This window comes from Salinimonas chungwhensis DSM 16280, from assembly GCF_000378185.1.
In the GTDB taxonomy this organism is placed as follows: Bacteria; Pseudomonadota; Gammaproteobacteria; order Enterobacterales; family Alteromonadaceae; genus Alteromonas; species Alteromonas chungwhensis.
The window spans coordinates 187,585-200,592 of record NZ_KB899377.1; the positions used below are offsets into that span (position 1 = coordinate 187,585).

A 13,008-nucleotide genomic window follows, 5' to 3' on the forward strand; every position below is an offset into this window, starting at 1 on the left:
TGTGATCGAATATTTTGAATAGTCCGGTTCCATCCTTGAATATCTCACTGTTACTAAACGCAAAGCTAGCGGCATAGCAGCGATATGTCAGCAATGTTATGTCAGCAATTTCACACGACTTAAGCCGCTCTTTTCTGCACAATGTTAAACCCTTGCTCGCCTTGAATTTTTTCAAAGGTAATAGCGAGCAGCGTTGATGATAGTGGCGATTACAGGCTAAACTCTGTGTAACCGTTGCTGTCTGGCTGGCCAAAAAAGCGAGCTGCCTGATGAACCTCTTTAGGCAGGTCATTATCCGGTTTGAAACGACCTTCTACGGATATGTCGCTAAATTGGGGATCGGCTTGTGCCTGCATAGAAAGGCCCAGCTTGTTTGGCTCCTCAACGTTAACGATAAAGTTTCCATCCGCGCAGGATAAAGAGGCGTCGTAAGTACCAAAGTCGATAGGCCCCTGAGTGCCAGCTACAGCTGCGTTGAGCCAGCTTCCCTGGCCATTTAATTCGTTGCACTGGCCATTGTAGTCCAGCGTTTGCAGGGAAAGCTTGAACCGCCCGGCTGCGTTAACCGGTAATGGCAGGGAAACCTGCGCGAGGATCCGGTCAACCGGAATATAGGCGACAAAGCTTTCTGCGCTGACGCGTGTTTGAGAGAACAAACCGGTGGTAAGGGGGCCTGAAAACGAAATAGCCTCGGGTGAACGCATGTTGCCGCCATTCAGAGACACCCGGATATCGCCCCAAAGTAATGCCGCTGGATGAATTTCCCAGCTCACGTTATCAACCGGCAAACCATTAACCACCACTTGTTGCGCGCTACCTTCCCATAATGTCCCCGACACACCGTACAGCGATACTTCCTCCGGCAAAGCCAGGCGAGAAGTAATTTGACTGGCTGGCAAATATATAATTAAAAAGAAAACGAAGACCAGTACAGAGGCAATAGCCCACGCGATTTTGGCTTTCATGATACTCCTAGTTGCAAACGACGGATTTTAATCTGACCAGGCATATCCGTTTCACTGATATCGACCTGTAAAATAGCAATGCCACGCTCTTCCAGCTGATTGAGCCAGGCCAGCACAGCATTAAAAGGTGCCTGATCTACCCATACCTGTAACTCATCATTCACCGGTTGCATACGTGAAACCGGAATATCAAAGCGCGCCGCGGATTGTGTCACCGCCTGGGCCAGCGATCCGGAAAACTGAGCACCAGCTACCCCAGAGCGTTTCAGCTGTTGCGCTTTAGCAGCATTCTGTTCAACCCAGCTAAGCAATTCAAGCTGACTTTGACGTTGCGCGCGTGCCTGTTCCACGCCGCTTGTCAGCGGGCTCCAAACAGCAAAGTAAAACATTGCAATGAGCAACACAGCACCGCTAAGTAGCACCAGTTTTTGCTCGCGCTCAGATAGCGTTTTGAATTTTTCAGTAAAAGTGTTCATGACTGGCTCCTGATACTGACATTGCCAATTACCGCGTTATCTCGATTATTAATGGCGCCTTGCTCTACTGTGAAGCCGGCCTGCTCGGCGCGGCGACGGAACGCTTCCAGCGCCTCGAAATTCGCCGCCATGGCCTGCATGCGAATCTCAGTCCGATTGGCGTCAAAGCGCAACGTCTGAGGGCGCACACTGGAACCATCAAAAGCAGGACGCAACTGCTCCAGCATCATCAGCATTGATGCGCCGCCGCCAGCGCCCTGTTGCAGACGGGCGAGTTCCTGACGCACTTTACGTTTTACATCACGGTAGGCGCCCATGTTAGGAAATGCCTGTTTCACAGCGTTATCAATTTGTGCATTCAGCGACGCATTCTCCTGTTCAAGCTGATACAGGGTAATACTCTTATCCACCAACGCGGTTATCAGCACAGCCAGCGCCAGTACGGCTACCCCGGCCCACTTGCGCAATGCTCCTGAGCGTTTGCGCTTAACTTTAAATTCGCCCTGCAGCAAGTTCATGGAGGATTTTATCGCTTGTTGCGCCAATACCTGCATAGGCAAATCAAGCTGCGCCTGTTGGACATTCACGTTAGGTAAATTTTCAAGCATCATATCGGTGTAGGTGACAAGTTCAACGGGTGTGGTCTGTTGTCGGGCCATATATGAAAACGCAGGCAGGATCCAGGTCGATTCTCCTTGCATGCCTTTCCACTGATCTTCGCGCAGTATCAGTTGCTCCTTAAGCGCCACCAATGCCCAGCCGTTTTGATTATACGGGACAGCAAGAACATCGGGGAGCATATGCTGGCAGCTTAAGCCAGCATCGGATAACCACTGTTGCCATTCAGTAAGTGCCTGTCGGCTGACCACTGCAACAGCTTGTTCATCGCCGACCTTCGGGCCCAGGGCAAAAAATTGCTCACTGATATCTGAAGCAAGCTCATCTTCTAGCATATAAGGGATCGCGCTGATAACCTTGCGCCCGGCACGGGGGGGCAGGGTTACCCAGGTCAGCAAAATTTCGCTGGTCGGGGCCAGCGCGACAACCGTATCGTGGCCCGTACGTTCAGGCAGGGTAGCAAGCGCACCCGCGTTTTCCAGCTCGCCCGAGGCCATTACCTCATTACCGGTAGCATCTAACACCAACCACTGAACAGGGTCATCGTACCGCGCGCCAAGACGTACTACCAAATGTTCCATTAATCTACTCCTAAAAACTCACGTCGCAGCACCTGAGCCGGCTCTGATGCAGAAGCTTTTAGCACCGAAGTCATGGTGAAAGAAGCTGCATTGTAACGAGCTTTGGTATGTAAAAGAAAATGTTCTGTTGTTACCGAAAACCAGCTGCGCTGAGTTTCGTTCAATTCCAGCGCAGCAATAGCCGGGTCCTGCAAAAAGTCCTGCGCGGTTTGCCAGCCCTCTGCCGGTCGCGCGCTAATCATATTTTGCGCCTGTGCCAGTGACATGCCGGTAAGCCCCGCCAACAATGGCGCCTTTTGCTCATTCAGTGTGTTCACATTAATCACAAGCTCATTGACCTGCGGTATCACGCAAACCAGTGGTAGCAGCCTCTTAATCCATGCCGGCTTCATACCGTTAACCAGCCGCAATTCAGACTGGGCAGTCATCAGCGCGTTGGCGGCCAGGTAAGGCGGCTGTCTTGATTCATATTCGCTGTCTTCTGCGCCATAGGGGCGCATCTGGCTGTCTTCGTCCAGCCAGTCGGCCAGACTGTCACGCAGTACATCAGCGTCGTAACTACTCATATCATCAAGCTGAGCCGTGGTCAGCATACGATGGAAGCCATCCATGACAGCGTTGCCCTGTTCGGTGGCCCGGACTTGCACATCGCCTGCCAAGGCATTGAGGTTAAAGCAGCTGGACATATCTTCAAGCTTAGCTTCTATAGTACCGCCCTCAACCGGATAGGCAAACTCCTGTGCCCAGGGTTGCTGCAGGGTAATTTTATCGGCGGTTTCTTCCATCAGCTTTTTTAACGATTGCCGGGCGAAAGCTTCAGCGCCCATGGCATACCAGTAAGCCTGGGTGTTTTCTTTAAGATTGGCTGTACGCTGAATCTGTAACTGTAACCTGGTGCCCATTTGGGTGGCGATAATAGTTACCAATGCCACAATCATCATGACAATGAGCAGTGCCACACCGCGCTGATTAGCGTGCCTTTTCATGAGCCATTTCCGGTCAGTGCGAATTCACGCCGTAGCAGGCCAAAATCGTCGCTGTCTATCTCAAATGCCACCGCCCGGGGCAACTTGGCGCCAACGTAGCTTTCACTCCAGTTTAGGGTATTGTCGCCAAACCCTGTGTCATCGTCGCCCTGTACATAAAACTCTATATTCAAATCCGCAACATTATCCAGCAGAACCCGCACCTGCGGCTCAAAACCGATTACGTTATCGACATAGTTTGAATACACACGCTCCAGCTTATTGTCGCGCAGACGATACGCCACAAACTGCTGTGTACTTCTGGGTAACATCAGTTGGGGATTTTGCCAGCCGCCGCGCACAAAGCCGATACCGTCTGCGTCGCTGTCTTCCGTAACGCCCCCTTTCATCACAATGTCGGTGCGCTCACCTTCCAGGCGCACCGGGCGGGGGATCGCCTGTAGAACATCCCGTTCAATGATCAGCATAGCGCGTTGCAGTGTTTGCAGTTTTTCAAAGCGCTCCTGTGAAATCTCATCGCTGTCGATAACCGATGTGAGAATGCCGGTGGAGGCCAGCCCGATCATCGAAAAAATCGCCATAGCCACGAGTATTTCAATAAGTGTGAAGCCCTGCTGCCGTTTACCCATTGTTAGCTCCGGGTGTGGCAGGCTGGGTCACAAAGGTTGTAACGCTGGTTACCGAGTTATTAAAAAGCTCATCCAGTCCCACCATGATGTCTATCTGACGTAGTGTGCTGTCGTTGGTCTTTTTAACTTGCTGCTGCCAGTACCAGGTTCTTCCGGCCATTTCGACCGAACCCTTCTGATTGTTTTTGGGTGGCCAGGTATCACTGATTTTTATTTGATTAAGTCGATTCGAGGCAACCCAGGTGGCAAACGTAATATCTTCAATATCGCTAATACTGGATAGATGCGCCGATGCTGCTTTCATTACTGCTGTGCCAGCCAGGGCGAAAACAAACAATGCCACCATAACTTCCAGCAGCGTCATGCCACGGTTTTTTGCTCGTGACATCATTGCGGAAGTTGCTCCAGCGGACCGGTGAGCTTCAATGGCGGCAGCGCTTCATTTTTCAGCTGAAAATATGCGGGCAAGTCTGTTCCGAAACCCGGCTCATAGTGAAAGGTCAGTACAAAGGGCGTGATTTCGCCACTGGACATAATCAATACCTGAGGCGGCGGCAACGGCGCGTCTTCTTCATTGCCTATCTGTGTTTGTGAGTCCTGGAGTGAGAAGTCTTCATCAAAGATTTCCCGATCATATAATAAGGAATCCTGGTTCCAGGGCAGATTGTCAAGGTTGAGACTGAGGAAGAAGGGTTCGGGCAGCTGGCGCTCAGCATACACGTTATTGTTCTCCAGCCGCTGCCACTCGTTTTCTTCGTTTAAAAAAACAAAGTAGTAAATCCCGGCATCCGGCTCGAAACGAATACCCATCTGCTGCTGGTTCATGACCGCGTAATCCGAGGCCATGTCGGTGACCACCTGTAACCGGCGAGCCTGATTTTCAAGCTCATCTACCGGGTCTGTGCCTACTGCATTAAACACCACATAGGTGGCAGCCAGACCCATTAACAGCAGCACTATCATCACCTCCAGCAGAGTAAAGCCCTGCTGGCGCCGGGTGTCGCGACAATGAAATGCTGGCTGCACCATCATTAGCCAGCGCTGTTACCCAGATATTCGTGCATGTTCCAGTTACCAATATCATCATCGGTGCCTGGCTGACCATCCGGACCATTGGAGTAAATATCGATGGTGCCCATTTCGCCGGGGCTCATTAATTCATAAGGATTGCCCCAGGGATCATTCGGTATCCGGTCAATAAAACCTTCTGAAGGGTAATTCCGCGGAATCGGTTCGATAGTGGGCGCGCTGACCAGCGCATCGAGCCCTTGCTCTGTCGTTGGATATTGGCTGTTTTTCAGCTTGTACATCTGTAGCGTGTTTTCCAGCTGACGAATATCAATGGCGGCTTTTTGCAAGCGAGCATTGTCCGACTCACCCAAAATTTGCGGCGCCACAATGGCTGCCATAATGCCGATGATAAACAGTACCACCATAACTTCGATAAGTGTGAAACCTGAAGCGCGAGAAACATTTTTCATTACTAATTCACCATTTGATTTAAGCTTAAAATTGGCTGCAGAATTGCCAGAACGATAAACAACACCACCCCGGCCATTGTTACAATCAGCAGCGGCTCAAAGGTTTTTAAAGACACATTCACCAGTGACTCAAATTCCCTGTCCTGATTGTCGGCTGCCCGGCCCAGCATATTTTGCAGCTCGCCGGATTTTTCCCCTGAGGCAATCATATGCATCATCATCGGTGGAAACATTTTTGTGTTATCCAGCGATGCACGCAGACTACTGCCTTCTTTTACGTTTATGGTGGCGGCCTCAATTTCCTGTTTCATGTAACGATTTTCCAGTACGTCACCAGATATGCGCATAGCCTCAAGCAGAGGCACTGCACTGGCAGTTAGAATACTCAGCGTGCGGGCAAACCGCGAAGTATTCAGGCCTTTAGATATTTTGCCCAGCAAGGGCATTTTTAAAATAAGGCGATGATAGCGCAGGCGTAAGGCCGGATTTTTCAGCGCCTGCTGAAAGCCAATAACCAGTAAGATAATAAACACCAGCAAAAACAACCCGTAATTTTGCAGCCAGTTGCTGGTGCTGATTAGTACCTGGGTTATTGCCGGAAGTTCCTGACCCATATTATCAAACTGACCAACGATTTCGGGTACCACTATGGTTAACAGCAGCACGACGATGGCAATGGCAAAAAACATCATCAAAGACGGATAGACCAGTGCCTGGATAATCTGACTGCGAGTTTGTTGTCGGCGTTCTGTATAATCGGCCAGTCGGTTTAAAACAGTATCTAAATGACCTGACTTTTCACCGGCAGCCACCATGGCCCGGTACAATTCATTAAATACGCTGGGAAACTCGCCCATGGCATCGGCCAGGCCGTGACCTTCCACGACTTTGCTGCGCACTGCCATCATCATGTTGCGCTGCGCCGGTTTGTTGCTTTGATCGGCTACTGCCAGCAAGGCTTCTTCGATAGGCAATGCTGATTCCACCAATGTTGCCATTTGGCGGGTCATCAGGGCGAGCTCAGACGCGGATACACGGGGCGCAAAAAAACGAAAACGTGCTTTTTGTTGCCTGCTTTTTTCAGCAACTTGCTCTACATGTACCGGGATGAGACCTTTTTCCCGCAATTGCTGACGCACCTGGCGGGCATTATCGGCCTCCAGCACACCATTGCTGTTGCGTCCGCGCTGATTAACCGCCTTATACGAAAATGCTGCCATATTTAATCTTCCCGCGTTACCCGCAGTACTTCTTCCAGTGAGGTCATGCCAGCCAGCACTTTGCGACACCCGTCCTCACGAATACTGGGTGTACTCTTGCGAACATACCTTTCAATGATTTGTTCGCCTTTACCTTCGTGCATCATGTCGCGAATTTTTTCGTCGATGATCAGCAATTCATGAATGCCGGTTCGGCCACGATAGCCGGTCTGATTGCAGGCAGCACAGCCTTTGGGCGCATAAATATCCGGATAGGATGCAAGGTCTGCTACGCCTAACACTTCGGCTTCCTGCGAGCTGGGCTGGTGGGGCGCTTTACATTCTGGGCACAGGGTGCGCACAAGACGCTGAGAAAGCACTGCCAACAGGCTCGATGAAAGCAAAAATGGCTCTATGCCCATATCTTCTAAACGGGTGATGGCGCCAGCTGCTGTATTTGTGTGTAGAGTAGATAGCACAAGGTGGCCGGTTAAACTGGCCTGTACGCCAATCTGCGCAGTCTCAGCATCACGGATTTCACCCACCATGACCACATCCGGATCCTGGCGCAAAATGGCTCTTAATCCTCGCGCAAAGGTCATATCCACCCGAGGGTTGACCTGGGTTTGCCCGATGCCGAGCAAATCAAATTCAATGGGGTCTTCGACCGTCAGAATGTTGCGATCTTTACTGTTGATCTCTGATAGACCTGCATACAGCGTAGTACTTTTCCCTGAACCGGTGGGACCAGTCACCAGGATGATTCCGTGGGGTTTGCGAATAAGTTGGTCAAACTTATCCCGGTTTGCTTTTGTCATACCCAGGTCAGTGAGATTTAACCGGGCATTATTTTTGTCCAGCAAACGAAGTACAACCCGCTCCCCGTGGCTGGAAGGCATAGTGGATACTCGCACATCCACTGCGCGACCGGCAATACGCAAGGTTATACGGCCATCCTGAGGGACGCGTTTTTCGGCGATATCCAGCTTAGCCATGACTTTAATCCGTGAGACCAGCATGGAAGAAAGCTTGCGGTTGGGTCGCAGAATTTCCCGCAGTACGCCATCGACGCGAAACCGAACAATAAGCTGATTCTCGAAAGTTTCAATATGAATATCCGAAGCACCTTCTTTAATGGCTTCGCCGAGCATGGCGTTAATCAGTTTGATGATGGGGGCATCGTCTTCACTGTCCAGCAGATCTTCGGTATCTGGCAGCTCATCGGCCAGCGCGAACAGGTCACTTTCGTTACCCAGATCTTCCATTAACTGCTTGGCTGCCGATGAATCCCGTTGGAATGCCTGCGTTAGCAGACGGTCAAATTTTTCATCGTCAATTTCGGTCAGCGTGAATGGCTCACCATAAAAGCGACGTACTTCGGCAAACACCGTAAACGGTGACTCAACCGTGTAGTAAAGTACCGCCGGGTCACTGTTTGTTTCCAGCAATACCTTATTCCGTTTGGCAAAGCCAAAGCTCAGCTGCCGGGGATCGGCATGATGTTCATCTTCGGCTTCCAGGGCATCTTCCTGAGCCAGCATGGCAGCTTGCTGGAGTTGTTCTTCCTGATCAGCCATCAGTCGTTCGCATCCTGCTTGTTTTTCTCAAGAATATATTCTTCAAACGACGGCGGCAGGGTCAGCGCATCGTCCCACTCTGGCATGGTGGGTTGCTCATTTGCATCCAGGAAGGTTTCGCCCTTTTGCTGGTGACGAATTTGCTGCGCCCGGATGAAATTGTATTTGCGGTGACTGATCTCATTCATGGTCACCCCGTCCCGAACAATTTTAGGCCGTAAAAAGACCATAAGGTTGCGTTTGCGCTTGCTGGTGGAGGTTGTTTTAAACAAATGCCCCAGAATAGGAATATCACCCAACAGCGGCACCTTGGAGACACTTTCCTGCACATCTTCGTCAATCAGGCCACCCAGTACGATGGTCCCGCCGTCATCCACTATCACCGTGGTTTTAATCTGACGTTTGTTAATGGAAATATCTACTGACGTGGCACCGCTGACGCTGGAGACTTCCTGCTCTATGGTCAGTTGCACCGCATCACCTTCATTTATTTGCGGGGTGACTTTCAGTTTAATACCCACTTCCTGACGCTCAACCGTCTGGAACGGATTGGAGTTATTGTCGCCGGTGGTGGTGCCGGTAAGAATCGGCACTTCCTGACCGACAATGAAAAAGGCTTCTTCATTATCCATAGTCGTTAAGTGGGGCGTTGCCAATACATTAGAGTTTGTGTCGTTGCTAACCGCCTGAACCACTGCGCCCCAGCCATCATCAATAATACCGGCAATAAGGCCATTCGCCCCGCCGAGCAAGTTGGCCAGCGGTGTCAGGTTACCTTCAACTGTGCGCTCGCGCGTGACTACCTGGCCTTCTTCGGTGACAAATGACTCATCCACCGAGCGATCTTCTGCCTGTCGTAACGCAACACCCAGCGAGCCAACCGGTACAACACCATTGGTAAACTGCGTGCCGCCGCCCTGTTCAGACACCCATTGCACACCCAGCATGGTACCGTCGCCCTCGAATACTTCGACAATAATCGCTTCAACCTGAACCTGGGCGCGACGTACGTCAAGCTGGCGGATAACCGCCTCAAGCGACTGCATCATATCCGGTTCAGCGGTAATGACCACCGCATTTGAATCCTCATGGGCATCAATGGAAATCTCACGGTTGGTACTCGCCGGACGCCGGGCTGCATTATTACCGCCACTGTTTCCTTCGGCCTGGATGCTGGCGGATACGCCCTGTAACACTTTCACCAAATCTTCCGCTTTGGCGTAATTTAAAAAGATAACACGTGTGTTGCCGTTAGACTCAAGCTCCTGATCCATGCGCTTGATAAGATTTACAATACGCTGGCGGGCTTTTTCTTCGCCGCTGACAATGACCGAGTTTGTTCGATCATCAGCCACAGCCCGGGGCGCTGCTTTGCTGTTACCGGCTGTATTGCCCTGAGAATTATTAATGCTTTCGATAATGCGCACCATCTCCGAGGCTGATGCATAGCGCAATTTAACAATCTCGACTTCTTCGTCACCAGCCTTATCGACCCGCTCGATAATTTCCACCAACCGGTTTACCACTGCGGCTCGCCCGGTAAGCATCATAACGTTAGAGGGATCATGGCTGACCACATTCCCACCGCCGGCCTGATCGTTCAGTTGGCGCAAAATCGGTGCTAGCTCTCGGACAGGTACATTGTAAACAGGTACTACGCGGGTAATCATTTCGTCACCGTCACGCAACGCGCCTTCCACAACAGGAATATTTGACGTTTTTGCATCCTTGGAGCGAATTACTTTTAAAACGCCGTTGGGCATCTCTACCACGGCAAAATCGTATACCTGAAGCACGTTCAGGAAAAACTGGTAATATTGCTCCTCATCCAGCATGTCGTAGCTGCGCACGCTGATTTTTCCGCGTACGTTGGGGTCAACGATAATAGTTTTTTGCAGATTTTTACCGACAATATTAATAAATTCATTAATATCGGTATCTTTAAAATTCGGCATATACTCTGCAGCGGTGACAGAAACGCTGATACTTAGCAATGCAGCAAAGAATGCAACAGTAAGTTTGGATAGCAAAGTACGACTGGCTCGCCTCATAATTCTTATATTCCTGTATTATTCTGCACCGGTTTCTGGCATATCCAGATAAACCGTTAAATATTCGCCGCCTCTGTCCAGGGTTAGCTCAATGGATTGGGCGCTACGTAATTCATTCATTGCTGTCATGGTTTGCTGAGAATCAGTCAAATCATACCCATTAATCTGCACGATAACATCGCCACTTTGTAACCCGGCAGTTTGAAATAACGATGGGTTTTTACCTGGCTGGACCTGATAGCCAACCAACATACCATCTTCACTTTTGGGCGATATAGAGATGAAGTCGGTAAAACTGGCTGGCTCCTCGCGTAACGCGGCTGTGGCTTCAATTGCATCCCGGTCCAGGCTGGCCTGACGCGCGGGGGGCGGATTGCTGGGTGTTAGTGCGCGCGCCCGCTCGCGTTCGCGGCGTTTATTCGCTTGCTCATACTCTAACCCGTCCAGCATTAATGTCTCGTTACGGTTGCCGTTTTTAATGATTACTCTGTCGCGCTGCACCTGATGCAAAGTAACATTGGTGCCTTCTATTTTCTCACCCAGACCGTATACCATCTGCGTGCCTTTATTTTCGATAATCGCAGCGGCCTCTTCTACAATAGAACTGGCAACTACACCGGTAAGAGTGAGATTTAGTGAGGTTTGCGGCGCATCTGTCACCTGCTCGGCAGGAGCTTCTGCAACCTCTGTCACTTCACCGAATAAATTTAACTGTTGTAATTGGTCTACATTGACCCCACTTTGCGGCGAAGAGGTTGTCGTCGAACCTGCAATACCAGTATAAGCAGGTGGTGTTGGTTGCGCAGGTTCTGGCCACAGTTGCCAGAATAACCGGGCCGCGAAGGCAAGCAGGTAAAGGCTTAACAGCACAACGATCACCAGGCGCAGCGCGGTTTGATGGCGCATTAAGCCTGTGGTCAGGGTTTGGTGATTGAATTTATTGAATGTCATGCTGTCAACGAGGTACTGCTTTTATTAGTTAAAATTTGGTAAACCGGGCGTTAGCTAATCCATCATAGCTTAGTCAGCGTGGGCGCCACAACACTAAAACGAAAGAGTGACAAAAATATTACATGAGCCAATCAAAACAAGCCAAATCAACCGAAAAAGTCAGACTGGACAAGTGGCTTTGGGCTGCGCGGTTCTTTAAAACCCGCGCCCTGGCAAGAGACATGGTCCAGTCCGGAAAAGTTCAGTATAACGGCCAGCGGGCCAAACCCGGCCGACCGGTAGAGATTGGCGCAATGATTACCCTTCCCGCAGGCTGGGACCACAAAGAAGTAGAAGTGCTCGACCTTTGTGAGAAACGGCAGAGTGCATCGCTGGCCCAGGCGCTTTACAGCGAAACCCAGGCCAGTGTTGATAAGCGTGAGGAAAATCAGCGGGCTCGTCAACTCAGTGCGTTTCACAGTCCCAAACCCGACGGCCGCCCCGACAAAAAACAGCGGCGCGAAATAATTAAACTTAAACACAGTTAGTGTTTTCCCGGCAGGAAACCCATTTTATGAACCATTATGATCAGTTACACAGATTTTTAATTGACGATGCCAATGTACGTGGCGAGATCGCTCGTCTGGATGATAGTTTGCAGCATATTGTGCATAGCTATGAGTATCCGGTACAGATTCAAAAATTGCTTGGTGAAATGGCTGCAGCTACCTGTCTGCTCACCGCAATATTAAAATTTAAAGGTGAAATCGGGCTGCAGATACAAGGCGGCGGCGCGGTAAAATATGCTGTTGTTAATGCTACCGATGAGTACACGTTACGCGGCGTAGCGCGCTGGGATGAAGAATTGGCCTCCTTGCCTGAACGGTTCGAGGATTTGATGGAGAAAGGCGTACTGGTGATTACCATCACTCCTGAAGGTGGCGAGCGATACCAGGGCGTAGTGGCTCTGGATAAGCCTACGCTGGCTGAGTGCATTGAAAATTATTTCGCCCAGTCAGAGCAGCTGGCGACTCAGGTGAAGCTGTATACCGATTTAAGCGATCCTGAGCGGGTGAAAGCCGCCGGTATGCTGCTTCAGGTTATGCCAACCCAGGCTGAAAACACCAACGTGGCGCAGGATACCGGCTTTGAGCATCTGAGCACGCTGGCCGAGACCTTAACCAGTGAAGAGGTGTTCGGCCTGGCGGTTGAAGATGTTCTGTATCGGCTGTATCACCAGCAGAAGGTTGAACTGTTTGAGCCGCAATCCATCACGTTCGCCTGTAGTTGTTCGCGCAGCCGAAGTGCCGAAGCACTTCGCAATGTGGAAAAAGCGGAATTACTGCAAATCATCGAAGAAGAAGGCGCGGTGCAGATGAATTGCCAGTATTGTCATACCGAATATCGCTTCGATACGATAGATGTAGAAGCTATCCATGCCGGGCACTTCGACAGCGCGCCGGATAATCCTCAATAACGGTTTGCTAAACGACGCCAACAGATTCGTACTACTGG

At 50.6% G+C, this 13,008-nt stretch carries 14 protein-coding genes; 2 read left to right on the forward strand and 12 right to left on the reverse strand.

Annotation, left to right across the window (positions count from 1 at the left end; genetic code table 11):
• Nucleotides 1-209: 209 nt before the first annotated feature.
• From F458_RS0105085 to gspC, 12 genes are read right to left on the reverse strand one after another with little or no spacing between them, the layout of a single operon-like run.
• Nucleotides 210-965: a type II secretion system protein N gene (locus F458_RS0105085; RefSeq protein WP_018982305.1), complete on the reverse strand. Its 756-nt coding sequence runs from the start codon at nt 963-965 to the stop codon at nt 210-212.
• A complete protein-coding gene (gene gspM / locus F458_RS0105090) occupies nt 962-1,441 on the reverse strand; it encodes a type II secretion system protein GspM (protein ID WP_018982306.1) in 480 nt (159 codons plus the stop codon). The genes F458_RS0105085 and gspM overlap by 4 nt, the downstream gene beginning before the upstream one ends.
• Nucleotides 1,438-2,640, reverse strand: a complete 1,203-nt coding sequence (gene gspL, locus F458_RS0105095; protein ID WP_018982307.1) for a type II secretion system protein GspL — start codon at nt 2,638-2,640, stop codon at nt 1,438-1,440. The genes gspM and gspL overlap by 4 nt, the downstream gene beginning before the upstream one ends.
• Nucleotides 2,640-3,626 carry a type II secretion system minor pseudopilin GspK gene (gene gspK / locus F458_RS0105100; protein WP_018982308.1) on the reverse strand — a complete coding sequence of 329 codons (987 nt, stop codon included), beginning with the start codon at nt 3,624-3,626 and terminating at the stop codon, nt 2,640-2,642. Before gspK ends, gspL begins: the two co-directional genes overlap by 1 nt.
• Nucleotides 3,623-4,255, reverse strand: coding sequence for a type II secretion system minor pseudopilin GspJ (gspJ, locus tag F458_RS0105105; protein WP_018982309.1), 633 nt, complete (start codon nt 4,253-4,255; stop codon nt 3,623-3,625). The genes gspK and gspJ overlap by 4 nt, the downstream gene beginning before the upstream one ends.
• Nucleotides 4,248-4,646 carry a type II secretion system minor pseudopilin GspI gene (gspI, locus tag F458_RS0105110; protein WP_018982310.1) on the reverse strand — a complete coding sequence of 133 codons (399 nt, stop codon included), beginning with the start codon at nt 4,644-4,646 and terminating at the stop codon, nt 4,248-4,250. Before gspI ends, gspJ begins: the two co-directional genes overlap by 8 nt.
• Nucleotides 4,643-5,287 carry a type II secretion system minor pseudopilin GspH gene (gspH, locus tag F458_RS0105115; protein ID WP_018982311.1) on the reverse strand — a complete coding sequence of 215 codons (645 nt, stop codon included), beginning with the start codon at nt 5,285-5,287 and terminating at the stop codon, nt 4,643-4,645. The genes gspI and gspH overlap by 4 nt, the downstream gene beginning before the upstream one ends.
• Nucleotides 5,287-5,736: a type II secretion system major pseudopilin GspG gene (gene gspG / locus F458_RS0105120; RefSeq protein WP_018982312.1), complete on the reverse strand. Its 450-nt coding sequence runs from the start codon at nt 5,734-5,736 to the stop codon at nt 5,287-5,289. Before gspG ends, gspH begins: the two co-directional genes overlap by 1 nt.
• Nucleotides 5,737-5,738: 2 nt before the next feature.
• The gene (gene gspF, locus F458_RS0105125) at nt 5,739-6,956 is read right to left on the reverse strand and encodes a type II secretion system inner membrane protein GspF (protein ID WP_018982313.1); all 1,218 of its coding nucleotides are present in this window, start codon (nt 6,954-6,956) and stop codon (nt 5,739-5,741) included.
• Between the two features lie 2 nt (nt 6,957-6,958).
• Nucleotides 6,959-8,512, reverse strand: coding sequence for a type II secretion system ATPase GspE (gene gspE, locus F458_RS0105130; protein WP_018982314.1), 1,554 nt, complete (start codon nt 8,510-8,512; stop codon nt 6,959-6,961).
• Nucleotides 8,512-10,563 (reverse strand): type II secretion system secretin GspD, encoded by a 2,052-nt coding sequence (gspD, locus tag F458_RS0105135; RefSeq protein WP_018982315.1) that lies wholly within the window; start codon nt 10,561-10,563, stop codon nt 8,512-8,514. The genes gspE and gspD overlap by 1 nt, the downstream gene beginning before the upstream one ends.
• 18 nt (nt 10,564-10,581) lie before the next feature.
• Nucleotides 10,582-11,514: a type II secretion system protein GspC gene (gspC, locus tag F458_RS0105140; protein ID WP_018982316.1), complete on the reverse strand. Its 933-nt coding sequence runs from the start codon at nt 11,512-11,514 to the stop codon at nt 10,582-10,584.
• A 122-nt stretch (nt 11,515-11,636) separates the two neighbouring features.
• Between gspC and hslR the strand changes: the two genes are divergently transcribed.
• Both hslR and hslO read left to right on the forward strand, forming a co-directional pair.
• Entirely contained in the window at nt 11,637-12,041 is a 405-nt protein-coding gene (gene hslR / locus F458_RS0105145) for a ribosome-associated heat shock protein Hsp15 (RefSeq protein ID WP_018982317.1), read from the forward strand.
• 26 nt (nt 12,042-12,067) lie between these two features.
• Complete coding sequence (gene hslO, locus F458_RS0105150) at nt 12,068-12,970, forward strand: Hsp33 family molecular chaperone HslO (RefSeq protein ID WP_018982318.1); 903 nt, start codon at nt 12,068-12,070, stop codon at nt 12,968-12,970.
• Nucleotides 12,971-13,008 lie beyond the last annotated feature (38 nt).

What these genes read in the sequence shown, in the direction of transcription:
- gspM (WP_018982306.1), bottom strand. Translation starts at nt 1,441, where the DNA reads ATGAACACTTTTACTGAAAAATTCAAAACGCTATCTGAGCGCGAGCAA.
- gspG (WP_018982312.1), bottom strand. Translation starts at nt 5,736, where the DNA reads ATGAAAAATGTTTCTCGCGCTTCAGGTTTCACACTTATCGAAGTTATG.
- gspJ (WP_018982309.1), bottom strand. Translation starts at nt 4,255, where the DNA reads ATGGGTAAACGGCAGCAGGGCTTCACACTTATTGAAATACTCGTGGCT.
- gspH (WP_018982311.1), bottom strand. Translation starts at nt 5,287, where the DNA reads ATGATGGTGCAGCCAGCATTTCATTGTCGCGACACCCGGCGCCAGCAG.
- gspL (WP_018982307.1), bottom strand. Translation starts at nt 2,640, where the DNA reads ATGGAACATTTGGTAGTACGTCTTGGCGCGCGGTACGATGACCCTGTT.
- gspD (WP_018982315.1), bottom strand. Translation starts at nt 10,563, where the DNA reads ATGAGGCGAGCCAGTCGTACTTTGCTATCCAAACTTACTGTTGCATTC.
- gspK (WP_018982308.1), bottom strand. Translation starts at nt 3,626, where the DNA reads ATGAAAAGGCACGCTAATCAGCGCGGTGTGGCACTGCTCATTGTCATG.
- gspE (WP_018982314.1), bottom strand. Translation starts at nt 8,512, where the DNA reads ATGGCTGATCAGGAAGAACAACTCCAGCAAGCTGCCATGCTGGCTCAG.
- hslO (WP_018982318.1), top strand. Translation starts at nt 12,068, where the DNA reads ATGAACCATTATGATCAGTTACACAGATTTTTAATTGACGATGCCAAT.
- hslR (WP_018982317.1), top strand. Translation starts at nt 11,637, where the DNA reads ATGAGCCAATCAAAACAAGCCAAATCAACCGAAAAAGTCAGACTGGAC.
- gspF (WP_018982313.1), bottom strand. Translation starts at nt 6,956, where the DNA reads ATGGCAGCATTTTCGTATAAGGCGGTTAATCAGCGCGGACGCAACAGC.
- gspC (WP_018982316.1), bottom strand. Translation starts at nt 11,514, where the DNA reads ATGACATTCAATAAATTCAATCACCAAACCCTGACCACAGGCTTAATG.
- gspI (WP_018982310.1), bottom strand. Translation starts at nt 4,646, where the DNA reads ATGATGTCACGAGCAAAAAACCGTGGCATGACGCTGCTGGAAGTTATG.
- F458_RS0105085 (WP_018982305.1), bottom strand. Translation starts at nt 965, where the DNA reads ATGAAAGCCAAAATCGCGTGGGCTATTGCCTCTGTACTGGTCTTCGTT.